This is a genomic window from Acinetobacter sp. ABJ_C4_1, assembly GCF_044538495.1.
GTDB classification, from domain to species: domain Bacteria; phylum Pseudomonadota; class Gammaproteobacteria; order Pseudomonadales; family Moraxellaceae; genus Acinetobacter; species Acinetobacter nosocomialis_A.
In genome coordinates this window covers 63,596-77,654 of the sequence record NZ_JBIUCQ010000009.1, presented here as the reverse complement: position 1 = coordinate 77,654, position 14,059 = coordinate 63,596, and the positions used below count along the sequence as shown (strand labels likewise).

The following is a 14,059-nucleotide window of genomic DNA, read 5'->3' as shown; positions in this document are numbered from 1 at the left end:
TTAATACCACCTTTTTTATATTTAAAGTGCTTCGAGCATTGTTGTGGGAATATCTGTAATTAAACCCTGAATATCTAAATCACGGAGCTTTTTTGCTCTTTCTACATCATTTACTGTCCAGACACTAATGTTTAAACCTGCTTGATGAGACAATTGAATCATTTCATCTGTAGCAAGTTGGTCATACCAACCAATATGACAGCAACCAAATTGATGAGCGAGTTCAATTGCTGTGGCTCCAACTGGAATTTCAACTAACAAACCGCGTTTAAATTGTGAGTTGATGTCACGTAAGGCAGTTAGAATTTGAAGATCGAAACTTGTGATAGTTACGACTTTTTCATAACCCTGTAATTCAGACTCAAGCTTTTGAACTAACTTTTCTGCAAATGCCATATCTCTGACAGCTTTAACCTCAACTTCAATATGATCGAAGTTATCAAGCAGGTTTAAAACACCTGTAAGAGTTGGTGTTGGCTCTGAATTTGGCCAGTTGGGCCAGTTTTGGCGATGATCAAATGTTAAAGCTTGAGCTAAAGTGGATTGCTCAACAATTTGGTCGACTCCAGCTGTACGTAAAAAATTATCGTCATGAATAACGACCAGTTCTTGGTCCTGAAGCTGGCGAATATCGAATTCGACACCACGAATACCTAAGTCTTTTATGTGCTGAAAACCACCTAATGTATTTTCAGGAGCTTCTCGGCGTGCACCACGATGACCAATAATGCGCATAATTTTCTTCTATTCAGTTATTGTTGGTTATGGTCTCTTCAAAAGTAGAGACCATACTTAAATTAGTCTATTTTTAAATAATCTCATTAATATTTTTTTGCCAAAGGACTTCTTGTCCACCTTCGGCACGCTGTAGAGCACGAGATGCGACAAATAACCAGTCAGACAGGCGGTTTAAAAGTTGGAGCGCCGTGGCTTGAATATTTTGATCACGAGTTTGTACCGATAGCAAAGATCGTTCTGCACGACGGCAAACAGCTCGTGCTTGATGTGCATAACTGCAAGATAAAGAGCCAGATGGCAAAATAAACTCTTTCAGCATAGGCAAATCTTCATTCATACGGTCAATTTCTTTTTCAAGAAATTCAATACAAATGGGCTGAAGCAGATTGTAATTTGGAATACAGACTTCACCGCCTAAATCGAAAAGCCAATGTTGAATCAAGCTCAGGCTTTTGTCCCAATCTGCTTTATTAGTCACTTGGCTGGCAGTGATTTGTGCACGGAGTACACCAATAATTGAGTTCAGTTCATCAACATCACCAAGTGCCGCAATTCGTAAATCATCTTTGGCAACACGAGAGCCATCGCCTAAACCTGTTGTGCCTGAGTCGCCTGTGCGTGTATAGATTTTGCTTAAACGGTGTCCCATGATGGATATCCTGAACATAAAAAAGGGGATAATGTCGGTCAAAACATTACCCCGAAACTGGAGTTAATAAAATATTTTTATAATCAGATTGAGAAATTAATAACGGAAAGTTACGCCAACAGAAGCTTGACGACCTGAATTAACATACCAGTCATTTGAAGGATATGTATTTAATACTTCACGATATTGAACATCACCTACGTTTTGAATATTGGTAAATAATTTTACGTTAGGAATAACGTTCCAATAAGCATTTAAGTCTACTGTTGCGTAACCTGGTACTCGCATAGAGTTTGCAGAATCTGCATAAGATTTAGCTCTAGCGATTAACGAGGCACTAATTCCATACACTGCATTCTCTAAACCTGTGCTTACAGTGAGAGTCTGGCGAGGGCGATAAGCAATTTCTGTATTGTCTTTTTCATTTTCTGTTTTTACGTAAGCATATTCAGTAGATAAGAACAGATCATCTTGATGCCACTTTACTCCAGCTTCGCCACCAGTAAAATTCGCCTTAGCTATATTTGTATTAGTGCCTGCATTGTAGGCAATAAGATCTTTAATTTTTGTATGATAAACAGAAAAATTAGTACTCACATTAGAGGTAAGATCATAGTTCACACCCATTTCATAAGAAGTGCTTTTTTCTGGCGCTAAGTTTTCATTACCTCCCCATTGTGAATATAGTTCATTCAAGGTTGGAGCTCTGAAAGCACTGCCGATATTTGCATATACACTAGCATTAGGTAAGAAATGATAGCGGATAGCACCTTGTCCAACAGTATGAGTACCAAAGCGTTGGTTGTCTTCTAAGCGAACGCCAACTTGGGTGTCAAAAAGATCATTTTTGAGTTGATGCTGTAAATAATATCCCGTGCTATTTACACTTTTATCTGAGTTAAGAATGGTATTACTTTTATAATTTGCATCGTTATATGTTGCACCAACCAAAATGTTCTGATTTGGAGTAAATTTCCATTTCAGGTTTAGATCGCTTTCATTGTTTTCAGTATTGTAATATGAGTCGTAAGCAGGAACATTTTGTTTATCCTGAACATTTGCATAGTGTGCATTGATGATGAGATCAGGCAAAATATTATAAGCAACTTTCGTGTTGATAACTCGATTTTCGAATAGGCGCTGTGCTGTGTTGGTTATGTAATCATTACTGAAAACATTAGTGCCTTTATTTTCACTAATTGAAGCAGAAGCATCTATTAAGTTTTCTTGAAAGAAGCCTACTTTAGCGTGATAACCTTTTTGATCATATCCAGCCTTTTCATTTTCTGGTTGGCTTTCAAAAATACGTGTTCCATCACTTTCTAAGCGTTGTCCACCTATTTGAGCATAGAAACCTTGATCACTTACAAGATTGGCATTAACAATAGTCTTATAGGTATTATTTTCACCATAAATACCTGTTAGCTCAGCACTTGTTTTCTCAGGTTTTTTAGAAATTAACTGAACTACACCGCCAATAGCATCGCTTCCATATTGAACTGATGCTGGGCCTTTTAAGATTTCAATTTGTTGAACATCTGTTGTATCTAAAAATGCTGGATATAAAGGACCAAGTTCATTTTGACTATTTAAACGAGCGCCATCTTTAAGAACCAATGTATGAACTGATTTAGTACCACGAAGAGAAATTTCAGAAATCTGACCTAGACCACCGCTTTGTTTTACGTAGATGGATGGGTCTCGTTGAATAATATCTGAAACGTTTAATAATGGATTCTGCTCAATGGTTTTTTCATCAATCACTGAAATACGAGCCGGAACTTCGCTTGCTTTTTCAGCACTTTTTGAAGCAGTCACTACAATTGGATCAAGCTGAGTTGCTGTAGTTGTATCTTCAGCAAAAATAACAGGTGAACACCCCATCGCAATAGCGATAGCCCCTACCAGACGAGTAGGTTGAAAAGACTTAGACATAACATGCTCCATACATTCACCCCACGTGAATGATCGGGTAGATAGATGAAACAAGCAGGTCTCCGGACTTCAGCGCCATAATTCATTTATGGACATATTCACCTTCCCACATCACTGCAGTGGTGTAAGTCGATCTCGACTTAAAAAATATGCTTTACATTGTTACCGTTGCGGGGGCAGTGCCGGACTTTCACCAGCTTCCCTAAAGCATCAATTGCTTACACTTGCTTCCATTTGAACGCAGTATAAAGTGCCGAATTACTTCCTACAATGTCATTTCGAGCAATTCCCAGAGAACTTTTACGCAAGGGGCAAAAATTGCATTACAATGGCGTTTATTTTAAAAAATGGTTGTAGTTTAGGCAGATCATGAGCCCATCAAACCAAAAACGTACACGAGCAAAAATCTGTGGAATTACTCGTAAGCAGGATGTTCAAGCAGTAGTCACAGCTGGAGCAGATGCGATAGGTTTTGTTTTTTTCCCGCCAAGTCCAAGAAATGTAACAGTTGAACAAGCACAAGAATTAGCAAAACACGTTCCGCCTTATGTACAAATGGTAGGTTTATTTGTAAATGCGAGTGCTGCTGAAATGCAGGATGTACTTGATTGTGTTCCCCTAGATGTATTACAACTACATGGCGATGAAACTCCAGAACAATGCCAAGATATTGCTCGCCATTGTAAGCGTCGCTGGTATAAAGCGATTCAGGTCAAACCTGATCTGGACGTAGTTGCTGAAATTCAAAAATATCAGGCAGCTGGTGCCAGTGCTGTATTGCTCGATGCATGGCATCCTGAGCTTAAAGGGGGCACAGGACATCAGTTTGACTGGTCTAAATTCCCGAAACTTGATATTCCATTAATTTTGGCAGGTGGTTTAACCCCTGACAATGTCATTGACGCTATTCATACTACCGGTGCTTTTGCAGTAGATGTGAGCGGAGGCGTAGAGTCCGCAAAAGGTATAAAAGACCAACAACTCATTGAACGATTTATGCAAGGAGTCCAACGTGGATCAGCAAAATAATGTGATTGACTATACCCAATTCCCAGACGCAAATGGGCATTTCGGTATCCATGGCGGACGTTTTGTGTCAGAAACACTCATGGCGGCATTAGAAGATTTAGAAAATCTCTATTCCCGCATGAAAAATGATGAACAGTTTTTGGCAGAATTCGACCGTGACCTCGCCTACTATGTAGGTCGTCCTAGTCCACTTTATTATGCTGAGCGATGGTCAAAAGAGTTAGGTGGTGCGCAAATCTACCTTAAACGTGAAGACTTGAACCATACAGGCTCACACAAGGTAAACAACACGATTGGTCAAGCACTACTTGCAAAGCTTTCTGGTAAAAAACGTATTATTGCTGAAACTGGCGCAGGCCAGCATGGCGTGGCAACGGCAACAATTGCAGCACGTTTAGGTCTTGAGTGTGTTGTGTATATGGGTGCAGAAGACGTTAAACGTCAAGCCATGAATGTTTATCGTATGCGTTTGTTGGGTGCAACAGTTGTTCCTGTACAAAGTGGTTCTAAAACGCTGAAAGATGCCATGAACGAAGCAATGCGTGACTGGGTAACCAACGTTGATACGACTTACTATGTAATTGGTACAGTTGCAGGTCCGCATCCTTACCCTCAACTTGTTCGTGACTTCCAGTCAATTATTGGCCGTGAAGCTCGTAAACAGATTTTGGAGCAAGCAGGTCGCTTACCAGATGCATTAGTTGCTTGTGTAGGTGGTGGTTCAAATGCAATGGGCTTGTTCTATCCATTCTTAAATGATGCCAATGTAAAAATGTATGGTGTTGAAGCAGCTGGCTTTGGTATTGAAACTGGTAAACACTCTGCGCCATTAAATGCAGGCCATGTGGGTGTATTACATGGTAACCGTACTTACCTAATGAGTGATGAACAAGGCCAAATTATCGAGACACATAGTATCTCGGCGGGTCTTGATTATCCGGGCGTTGGTCCTGAACATAGCTTCTTGAAAGATATGAAGCGCGTACAGTACGTGCCAATTAACGATACAGAAGCTCTTCAAGGTTTCCGTGACTTAACCAAAATCGAAGGAATTATTCCTGCGCTTGAAAGCTCGCATGCAATGGCATACGTCTCTAAGCTTGCACCAACCATGTCTAAAGATCAGATTATTATTGCGACCGTTTCAGGCCGTGGCGATAAAGATTTAATGACAGTTGCACGCATTGATGGCGTAGAAATGGTTGAGATGTAAGAGGAAAAAATGCCAAGTTTGTTTATGGTAATGTTGGGTGGACGCCATGCACGTGCCAATACAGAAGTCCATGATATTGTTATGGCTGTAGGGGATACTTTGGAAGAAGTTTATCCTCAACTTAAACAGGCTTGGTTTGGTGAGGCTCAAGGGTTGCATATCGATGCTTGGGCCAAGCTCTCTGGTGTTAACTCTCAAGGGCAGAACTATCAAATCCAGTTTTCTGATGCAGCGCCGTCAGCTTCAGATCAAAAGTTGTATTTGATTAATCTGGGTGGATATACACCTAATGCCTTTGGTGAGTTACATAGTTACCATTTGGTCGTGGCATCAGATGCGGTAAGTGCCAAACAATTAGGTAAACAGTTTATTGATCAGGAATGGCATAAACCACATACCGACCGTGTAGTAGATATTGATGATTGCATTCCGATTGACCATATTGCAGGCCGTTATATCCAATTAGTACAAGGTGAGTTCAATCCAACGCGTTGGGAAAATACTTATTTACTTCTTTAACTGTTCTTAAAAAAAGCTTAAAGGCAAAAATAAAATATAAAAAGTTGCTGATCTCATGTATAGCCCTCTCAAATCGCAACTTTTTTGTAGCACTATTTACAATCTATCTGCCTAGACTAGAAGCTCAACATAAGCTCTTTGGAGTAATCAAAATGGGTCTTCTAGATGAAGTAGGTAAAATTGCTGGTGCAATTATCGCGGAACAAGGCGTCGATAAATTAGATCCAGATGCAGGTTTTCTAGAAAAAGCAGCAGGTGCCTTTGCTGGCTATGAAGCAGCAAAAATCGCTGAGAAAAAATTGGAAAATCAGGACAGTAACGAGCAAGAGTCAGAGCCAGAACAAGCAAGTGATGATGACGCTTAACTTTTAAAAATTGAATTACACTTAAATCATGAGTTGAATTTGATTTTGTTGATGAATTGGGTCATAGCTACTGAAATAGGCCCTCGAAGAGTTTAAGTTACCGTATATCGATTTAAGTGAATAACAGAAAAAAGAGCATATCAATATGCTCTTTTTTTATGACTAAATAAAAGTCATTTGAAGATCAAAATAGATGAGTAGCCAATTGGTCAGTGATCAGTCTATTATTAGTCAATAGATGAGCAGGAAATCAACGGATAATAAATAATGGATTTAATTCAAGAAAATGGACAGCCTCGTTATGGGCGTTTTGAATCTGTACCGTCGACCATTCATGTACAAAGTTATATCTATAAAACGCCTTATGGCAAGGTCTTAACCGGCTGGCGTAAGCAATTAAAATATAAAAAATTTAAATTCTGTGGCATTCAGCATAAGCACTACAGTATTGGACTCGCAATTGCAGATATTGGTTGGGTTGGGCATGGTTTTTTCTATATTTATGATCATGAAACAGGGCAAGTCATTGAATGGAATGCCATTCAACCTTTAGGTCATAAAACTCATCTTGATGAGCAGCCATTGTTTAATCAAAGCTATTTTTCTAAATCGCCTTATCAAATAGATATTCAGCATGCCAATGGTGTGCGATACATTCGGGTGACTAAATATGGTGAAATTTGCCTGAGTGCCCGTATTTTCTGTGCGGGGACAGATATTTTAAGTTTGTGTACCCCAACAGGTATTAATGGTTGGACGTATACCCAAAAGCAGACCACTTTGGCTGTAGAGGGAATGTTCATTAATAAACAGAATCAACTTATACAATTTAATGAAAAGACATTTGTATCATTAGATGATACTTGTGGTTTTTTACGTCCTGAGACAGCCTGGTTCTGGCTTTCATGTAATTTTTGGGATGAGCAGGGGCGACGTATTGGGCTAAATTTGGCTTCTGGGGTTAATGAAAGCTTTGGCAATGAAAACTGTTTATGGGTGAATGGGGTTTTATTTCCACTTACAGATGTCTTATTTGAAAAAATAAATGATGAGACATGGAAAATTAGCTCTTTAGATCAAAAGCTTAATCTGCATGTCCATATTGGCTGGTGCCGATATGAAAATATAAATTTAAGAATGATTGGAAGCCAGTTCAATCAGTGGCAAGCCAAAATTAATGGCACTATTGAGCATGAGGCAATTGATACAATTACTTGCAATGAGCAATACGGGCTATTAGAACAGCATTATGCAAAATGGTAACAAGCAGGTTATAAACCTGCTTGCCAAAATGCTTCACCCGCTGCGATTGGGTCATTTGTTTTTTCTAAAGTTTCAATCCAAACAGGATACTGACGAATAACAGGATGTTGGCTTGGGTGAAAATCTTTTTTAAACCAGTCCAGATATTGTTTTTTCATAGCTGTTAATGTGCCATTTTTCCCAAAGAACCAAGGTAAACCTTTGAGTGTCATCGATAACCTTTCTTTAGGGCTGAAGCCATCACATTTCAACATGATGTTGGTTCTATAAAGTGTAAAACCAAACATGAGTACAGTTGTTAAAACGAGTACAAAGCGACGTGTTGACTCTGGAACTTCACCTACTTGTCTCATGACATCAAATGCTACATCGCGATGCTCCATTTCTTCAATGGCATGCCATGCGAACAGCGCGCGTACATAAGGATGAGCATTTTCCAAGGTCTTTTTATTGCTATAAAAGGTTTCTGCCATTAATGCTGTTAAATGTTCAGCTGCGGCTGTCATGGCAATATTGTATTGTGGTGAACGTTTGGTGAGCTCAAAACGGAAAATCCTTTTAAGTGTGCTTGTGAACTCATCCACAGGCATACCTTGTTCTTTCATGAGCTGATTCATTTTGTCATGGGCAATGCCATGTTGAGCTTCTTGTTTAATAAAATCGGCAACTCGCTTTTGTAGTTCCGGGTCATCAATTTTGTCACGGAACATCCGCACACATTCAATGAAATAACGCTCTCCATCGGGAAAGGTTAAGCTGAGTGCATCAAACATGCGAGTCAAAAAAGGATCGTTATTAAACCAAAAGCGTGGCGCTTCGTTTAAATGGAAATCTAGATCTTTGCGAACCACTGGCTCGACCTGATAAGAAACATGTGCGTTCATCTTTGTATTTCTCGCAACTAAGCTTTTCATTAGTATGTCGTGAATGGTCGGCTTTGTTTTGACAGTTATCGCCAATTTTTATACAGTTTGCGACAAGATGGCAGTAAAAAAAGGAAACGCCATGCAAGAGTTTACGATCTCAAATGGATACTTTTATCTTTGGAATACGTATTTAAAAGAAAAGGGAATCGCTTGGCAGTCACTCAATTTAAATGACACTCAAACTCGGCAAATACAAAATATTTTATCTGCCTCTATTGATGCTCAGTCCTCCTTACATCTTTTTATTGAGCTTTTAGAACTGACTGAATCTCAATTACAAGTGACTAATTTGGCTTTAGAAATGGCAGCTTGTATTACACCTGCCAACTTTGGCGTGCTGGGTTACATGGCATCTAGAAGTGATACCTTAGGTCAAGTGGTTAAGTATATTGCTAAATTCCACCGTCTAGTCATTGATGGAGAGCAAGTTGTACCTATACAAATTGAGCAAGATGCTTCCAAAATTCGCTTGTATTGGCCTTTGGTTGATGACAGTAATATTGTACTTAGTGAGTTAACCTTAGCCGCAATGGTACAGCTTGCTAAGGAGATTGCTCCCTTACATGATTTTCTTTTACAGCATGTCGAATTTGTACACCGACCTCGGGGGCCATTGGTTCATTATCAACGCTTCTTTCAGTGCAAATTGTCATTTGACCGACCGTACTATGCATTAACTTTTGCAAGTGAAAGCTTAAATGTTCGTCCCCAGCATGCAGATCCGACTTTAGTGCAGCTTTTAGTGAAACAAGCTGAAGAAGCTTTGGTTCAACGAAAAATACATACCGATTTAGTTCAGCAAATACATTGGATCGTACAAGAATATTTGAAGCATAAGCAGCAGGCTCCAAAAATAGAAGATATTGCCATCGAACTTAATGTTTCAGTACGAAGCTTGCAGCGTCAACTACAGGTCTTAAACACTTCATTTAAATTAATTTTAGATACTGAACGTATGAAGCGCTGCGAGATATTGTTAAGTCAAAATGAAAGTCTTACTGCAATTGCTGACCAGTTGGGTTATTCCGATCAGTCTGCACTTGCAAGGGCACATAAAAATTTAACAGGGCAAACTTTATTAACCCGTAAAAAGCAATTGCAACTCATCCATAAAAATACAGAGAAATAGAGTTTTTGATGTTTTTTTATTCAATTTGCAAACGAATAATGGCTCAAAAATAGGAAGCTTTGATCATTGAGAAAAGTTTCAAAATATTGATAAATGTACGCCATGGGTTGTATGAATCATACAATCGAATATCGCCATAACGTTAGACCTGTTCAATGAACAAAAAATAGCGTTAAAATGCGGTGTTCTTGTATTTCTACAAACAACTCCTCAATTTTAAATAATTCAAGGAAAGCACAACCCTATGTCACGTCTTGCCACCCGTTTTGAAAAGCTTAAGTCCCAACAACGTAAAGCGCTTGTATCTTATGTTATGGCGGGTGATCCACAGCCACAAGTAACTGTTCCGTTACTTCATAAAATGGTTGCGGCAGGAGTAGACGTTCTTGAGCTTGGTTTACCATTTTCAGATCCAATGGCTGATGGTCCTGTTATTGCGCTTGCAGCGGAACGCGCACTTGCGGCAGGGACTAACACATTAGATGCATTGAACATGGTAAAAGAGTTTCGTGAACAGGATCAGGAAACACCTGTAGTTTTAATGGGTTATCTCAATCCTGTTGAAGTGATTGGTTATGAGAAGTTTGTTTCTTATGCGAAACAATGTGGTGTAGATGGCTTATTACTTGTGGACTTACCACCAGAAGAGTCAAAAGAATTTGGTGCGATCTTAAAACAGCATGATATGGACCAAATCTTCTTACTTGCACCAACTTCAACTGATCAACGTATTCAACACGTAGCAAATCAGGCAAGCGGTTTTATCTACTATGTTTCACTTAAGGGTGTAACAGGTGCAGCGACTTTAGATACTTCTGAAGCGGCTGCGCGTATTGAAAAAATCAAAAGTGTAACTAACGTTCCAGTTGGCGTTGGTTTCGGAATTAGTGATGCTGCTTCAGCGAAAGCGATGGGTAGCGTTGCAGATGCCGTGATTGTAGGTAGTGCTTTCGTTAAATCTTTTGCAACGTTAACAGCTGATGAAGCTGTTGAACAGACGGTGAATAAAGTCAAGGAGCTTCGAGCAGCGCTCGATGAGTTAGTATGAATCAAGAAGTGAAATCAGGGAAAGTTCTTAGCCCTTCGACGCCATGGACACAGCGTCCAGTTCCAGGTATTGAAGTTGCAGATGAGCAACAGACTCTCAAAGCAACATTTACTGAGCCGACTATTGAGTGCCCTGAATGTCATGCTTTAGTGACACGTACCGCTATATCTTTCAACGCGTATGTATGTCCACAGTGTGACGAACACTTAAAAATGAAAGCTCGCGATCGCTTAAACTGGTTCTTCGACAATGTTGTGACTGAATTAGGTCAAGAGTTTAGCGCGAAAGATCCACTAAAATTTGTTGATAGCAAACCGTATCCAGAACGTATGCGTGAAGCGCAAACTAAAACTGGTGAAACGGAAGCATTAATTGCCATGCAAGGTAACTTAAATGGCGTAGACATGATTGCATGTGCTTTTGAGTTCGACTTTATGGGCGGCTCAATGGGTACTGTAGTAGGTGACCGTTTTGTTCAGGCGGCTGAGCTTGCAATTGAAAAACGCCAACCATTAATCTGCTTTGCAGCTTCTGGTGGTGCACGCATGCAAGAAGGTATGTTGTCGCTTATGCAAATGGCGCGTACTTCTGCTGCAATTCAAAAATTAAAAGATGCGGGTTTACCTTATATCGTGGTGTTAACACATCCAGTATATGGTGGTGTAACAGCTTCTTTAGCAATGTTGGGTGATATCCATATTGCAGAACCTAAAGCAATGATCGGCTTTGCTGGTAAACGTGTAATTGAGCAAACTGTACGTGAAACATTGGAAGAACCGTTCCAACGTGCTGAATATTTGCTTGATCATGGTGTAATCGATCAGATTGTTCATCGTCATGCTTTACGTGATACTGTATCTCGACTTGTATCGAAATTGATGAACTTACCTTGAAACAACAAGCTCCACTTTCAACAGACTCTTTAGATACATGGCTCAATTATTGGAGCCATGTTCACGTTACAGGGATCGATCTTGGTCTGGAACGTGTTATTCCCGTAGCTGAAAAATTAGGCGTGACTAAACCCGCTGCTAAAGTTTTTACTGTTGCCGGAACAAACGGGAAAGGTTCAACCACAACTACACTTGCGTCTATATTAAAAGCGCAAGGCTATAAAGTTGGGTTGTATCAATCACCGCATATCTATCGTTTTAACGAACGGGTCAAGTTAGGTGGAGTCGAGGTTGATGATCAAAGCCTGATTGACGCTTTTGTGCAAGTTGATCAGGCTCGTCGCGATTGCGATTTAAGCCTATCTTTTTTTGAAGCAACCACTTTGGCTGCTTTTGTCATTTTTAAGCAGCACCAATGCGACGTATGGGTGCTTGAAGTCGGTTTAGGCGGACGTCTTGATGTTGTCAACGTCATCGATCCTAATATTGCTGTAATCACCAATATCGGTCTTGATCACACTGACTGGTTAGGCGATACCATAGAGAAAATTGCTTTTGAAAAAGCAGGCATTATTCGCCCTGATATTCCTGTAATTTTTGCAGGCGAGCAAGTTTTACCTCAAGCTATTCAAGATAAAGCCAATAGTTCACAAGCGACGCTATACGCAATTAATAGAGACTATTTTTATAAACTCGCCAGTGATGGAAAACACTGGTATTTTGCAAGTGAAGGAACTACTTTAAAACTACCACTAGGGTCACTTGCAATTGAAAATATTGCAGGAGCGGTTGCTGCTGTATTAAATAGTGGCCTTGAAATCTCACAATCGGCACTAGAGCAGGGTATTGAAAATGCACGCTTGGCAGGACGCTTTGAAGTGCGTCAAGTCAATGGAAAAACCATAATTTTTGATGCCGGACACAATCCACATGGTGTTGAATTTTTGTTAAAGCAATTGCGAAATTTCTTAGAATACAATAAACAGTACACAGAAGTTGTCGCAGTATTTTCAATGCTGGCAGATAAAGATATAAAATCAGTAGTCGATTTATTGAAACCTACTGTTTTACATTGGAAAATTGCTGAGTTGAATGTGCCGCGTGCTGCACCGATTCAGCAATTGAATGACGCCTTACAAGGCCAGACAATACAACAATTTGGCAATATCAAAGAGGCTTTTAAATCAGCGCTTGAGCAAACAAATAACAATCAGCTGATTTTAGCCTGTGGTTCGTTTCATACTTTAGAAGCGATTTGGGAGTATTTGGAAGAATGTCAATGAATAACAAACAACGCTGGATGGGTGGCGTTGTTTTATTAGGTGGTGGTGTTTTATTGGCAGCATTACTTCTAAAAGGAAATGAAGAAATAAAACATGTGGGTGCTGAACCACAAACCTCTACATCACCGAAGCCACAAGCTAAACCAAAGCAATCAGCACAAGAAGGGCAGATGGTACAGCTACAGCCGCTTGCAGTGGATGTGGAAACAGAAAAACGTCTTCTTGAAGAGCAACGTCGTTCCCGTGAAAAAGCTGTAGCGGAACAAGAAGCTCGTGCTGCCGAATTCTTGGCAATGCAACAACAGGCAGAGGCAGACGCAGCGCGTAAAGCTGCTGCAGAATATGCTGCGATTAACGCTCGTCGTGCTGCTGCACAAGAAAGTTCGGATAATATCCCTCCTGAGGTTGCAGGTGGGGAAGGTAAGGCAAAAGGACAGCAGACTGATACAAAAAAGCCAGTAGATACAGCTAAAGCAGATGCAGATAAAAAAGCTGCTGAAGCAAAGAAACAAGCTGAAGCCGACAAAAAAGCGGCTGAGGCAAAACGTCAGGCTGAAGCTGATAAAAAAGCAGCCGAAGCTAAGAAACAAGCCGAGGCAGAAAAGAAAGCTGCTGAAGCTAAAAAGCATAAGGCTGAAGCTGATAAAAAGGCTGAAGAAGCTAAACATCAGGCTGAGGCTGAAAAGAAAGCTGAAGCAAAGAAACATGCTGAAGCAGAAAAGAAAGCTGAAGCTAAGCATAAAGCCGAGGCTGAGAAAAAAGCTGAAGCTGAAAAAGCGCGTGAGCTGCTTGAAAATGGCGATAAAAAGTGGATGGTACAGGTTGCATTGGCTGCTAATCAGGCAAATGCAGATGCTGTTGTTTCTAAACTACGCGCTAAAGGTTATAAGGTCACGACAAGTCCAACCAGTAAAGGTATTCGTATTATGGTTGGACCAGCAAAAGACCGTGATACAGCAGATGCAGCTCGTAAGAAAATTACGTCTGACTCTAGTTTAAACATGAAGTCAGCTTGGGTCATTGATTGGGTACCATTAGATCAACGCTAATCTGATCTAAGGTTTATTCA

The 14,059-nt window shown here is 40.1% G+C and carries 14 protein-coding genes and 1 riboswitch; of the genes, 10 read left to right on the top strand and 4 right to left on the bottom strand.

Annotated features, from left to right (window positions below):
* Window positions 1-21 precede the first annotated feature (21 nt).
* From ACIF8R_RS12255 to ACIF8R_RS12245, 3 genes are all read right to left on the bottom strand, one after another.
* On the bottom strand, window positions 22-735 hold the full coding sequence (locus tag ACIF8R_RS12255; protein WP_396481017.1) for a glycerophosphodiester phosphodiesterase: 714 nt from the start codon (window positions 733-735) through the stop codon (window positions 22-24).
* A gap of 73 nt (window positions 736-808) precedes the next feature.
* Window positions 809-1,387 carry a cob(I)yrinic acid a,c-diamide adenosyltransferase gene (locus ACIF8R_RS12250; protein WP_396481015.1) on the bottom strand — a complete coding sequence of 193 codons (579 nt, stop codon included), beginning with the start codon at window positions 1,385-1,387 and terminating at the stop codon, window positions 809-811.
* Window positions 1,388-1,483: 96 nt separating this feature from the next.
* Window positions 1,484-3,334, bottom strand: a complete 1,851-nt coding sequence (locus ACIF8R_RS12245; protein WP_080746755.1) for a TonB-dependent siderophore receptor — start codon at window positions 3,332-3,334, stop codon at window positions 1,484-1,486.
* 23 nt (window positions 3,335-3,357) lie between these two features.
* Window positions 3,358-3,565, bottom strand: a riboswitch (cobalamin riboswitch).
* Window positions 3,566-3,691: 126 nt separating this feature from the next.
* Between ACIF8R_RS12245 and ACIF8R_RS12240 the strand changes: the two genes are divergently transcribed.
* From ACIF8R_RS12240 to ACIF8R_RS12220, 5 genes are all read left to right on the top strand, one after another.
* On the top strand, window positions 3,692-4,351 hold the full coding sequence (locus tag ACIF8R_RS12240) for a phosphoribosylanthranilate isomerase (RefSeq protein WP_396481013.1): 660 nt from the start codon (window positions 3,692-3,694) through the stop codon (window positions 4,349-4,351).
* Complete coding sequence (gene trpB, locus ACIF8R_RS12235; protein WP_049065708.1) at window positions 4,335-5,564, top strand: tryptophan synthase subunit beta; 1,230 nt, start codon at window positions 4,335-4,337, stop codon at window positions 5,562-5,564. Before ACIF8R_RS12240 ends, trpB begins: the two co-directional genes overlap by 17 nt.
* Window positions 5,565-5,573: 9 nt before the next feature.
* On the top strand, window positions 5,574-6,083 hold the full coding sequence (locus ACIF8R_RS12230) for a DUF1543 domain-containing protein (RefSeq protein WP_396481011.1): 510 nt from the start codon (window positions 5,574-5,576) through the stop codon (window positions 6,081-6,083).
* Between the two features lie 152 nt (window positions 6,084-6,235).
* Window positions 6,236-6,448: a hypothetical protein gene (locus ACIF8R_RS12225; protein WP_002051387.1), complete on the top strand. Its 213-nt coding sequence runs from the start codon at window positions 6,236-6,238 to the stop codon at window positions 6,446-6,448.
* Window positions 6,449-6,715: 267 nt separating this feature from the next.
* Window positions 6,716-7,711 carry a DUF2804 domain-containing protein gene (locus ACIF8R_RS12220; RefSeq protein WP_396481009.1) on the top strand — a complete coding sequence of 332 codons (996 nt, stop codon included), beginning with the start codon at window positions 6,716-6,718 and terminating at the stop codon, window positions 7,709-7,711.
* 8 nt (window positions 7,712-7,719) lie between these two features.
* On the opposite strand, the gene ACIF8R_RS12215 is transcribed toward ACIF8R_RS12220, so the two are convergent.
* Window positions 7,720-8,595 carry a metal-dependent hydrolase gene (locus ACIF8R_RS12215; protein ID WP_016804529.1) on the bottom strand — a complete coding sequence of 292 codons (876 nt, stop codon included), beginning with the start codon at window positions 8,593-8,595 and terminating at the stop codon, window positions 7,720-7,722.
* A 121-nt stretch (window positions 8,596-8,716) separates the two neighbouring features.
* Here ACIF8R_RS12215 and ACIF8R_RS12210 point away from each other — a divergent pair, with 121 nt between their 5' ends.
* From ACIF8R_RS12210 to ACIF8R_RS12190, 5 genes are all read left to right on the top strand, one after another.
* Window positions 8,717-9,766, top strand: coding sequence for an AraC family transcriptional regulator ligand-binding domain-containing protein (locus tag ACIF8R_RS12210; protein ID WP_396481007.1), 1,050 nt, complete (start codon window positions 8,717-8,719; stop codon window positions 9,764-9,766).
* Window positions 9,767-10,010: 244 nt separating this feature from the next.
* A complete protein-coding gene (gene trpA / locus ACIF8R_RS12205; protein ID WP_016804527.1) occupies window positions 10,011-10,814 on the top strand; it encodes a tryptophan synthase subunit alpha in 804 nt (267 codons plus the stop codon).
* On the top strand, window positions 10,811-11,707 hold the full coding sequence (gene accD / locus ACIF8R_RS12200; protein WP_004705709.1) for an acetyl-CoA carboxylase, carboxyltransferase subunit beta: 897 nt from the start codon (window positions 10,811-10,813) through the stop codon (window positions 11,705-11,707). The genes trpA and accD overlap by 4 nt, the downstream gene beginning before the upstream one ends.
* Window positions 11,704-12,990 carry a bifunctional tetrahydrofolate synthase/dihydrofolate synthase gene (gene folC / locus ACIF8R_RS12195; RefSeq protein WP_396481005.1) on the top strand — a complete coding sequence of 429 codons (1,287 nt, stop codon included), beginning with the start codon at window positions 11,704-11,706 and terminating at the stop codon, window positions 12,988-12,990. Before accD ends, folC begins: the two co-directional genes overlap by 4 nt.
* Window positions 12,981-14,039, top strand: coding sequence for an SPOR domain-containing protein (locus tag ACIF8R_RS12190; RefSeq protein ID WP_396481003.1), 1,059 nt, complete (start codon window positions 12,981-12,983; stop codon window positions 14,037-14,039). The genes folC and ACIF8R_RS12190 overlap by 10 nt, the downstream gene beginning before the upstream one ends.
* Window positions 14,040-14,059 lie beyond the last annotated feature (20 nt).

Bases quoted from the DNA above. Each gene is read 5' to 3' on its own strand.
- ACIF8R_RS12255 (WP_396481017.1), bottom strand. From the start codon at position 735: ATGCGCATTATTGGTCATCGTGGTGCACGCCGAGAAGCTCCTGAAAAT.
- ACIF8R_RS12250 (WP_396481015.1), bottom strand. From the start codon at position 1,387: ATGGGACACCGTTTAAGCAAAATCTATACACGCACAGGCGACTCAGGC.
- ACIF8R_RS12245 (WP_080746755.1), bottom strand. From the start codon at position 3,334: ATGGAGCATGTTATGTCTAAGTCTTTTCAACCTACTCGTCTGGTAGGG.
- ACIF8R_RS12240 (WP_396481013.1), top strand. From the start codon at position 3,692: ATGAGCCCATCAAACCAAAAACGTACACGAGCAAAAATCTGTGGAATT.
- ACIF8R_RS12230 (WP_396481011.1), top strand. From the start codon at position 5,574: ATGCCAAGTTTGTTTATGGTAATGTTGGGTGGACGCCATGCACGTGCC.
- ACIF8R_RS12225 (WP_002051387.1), top strand. From the start codon at position 6,236: ATGGGTCTTCTAGATGAAGTAGGTAAAATTGCTGGTGCAATTATCGCG.
- ACIF8R_RS12220 (WP_396481009.1), top strand. From the start codon at position 6,716: ATGGATTTAATTCAAGAAAATGGACAGCCTCGTTATGGGCGTTTTGAA.
- ACIF8R_RS12215 (WP_016804529.1), bottom strand. From the start codon at position 8,595: ATGAACGCACATGTTTCTTATCAGGTCGAGCCAGTGGTTCGCAAAGAT.
- ACIF8R_RS12210 (WP_396481007.1), top strand. From the start codon at position 8,717: ATGCAAGAGTTTACGATCTCAAATGGATACTTTTATCTTTGGAATACG.
- trpA (WP_016804527.1), top strand. From the start codon at position 10,011: ATGTCACGTCTTGCCACCCGTTTTGAAAAGCTTAAGTCCCAACAACGT.
- accD (WP_004705709.1), top strand. From the start codon at position 10,811: ATGAATCAAGAAGTGAAATCAGGGAAAGTTCTTAGCCCTTCGACGCCA.
- ACIF8R_RS12190 (WP_396481003.1), top strand. From the start codon at position 12,981: ATGTCAATGAATAACAAACAACGCTGGATGGGTGGCGTTGTTTTATTA.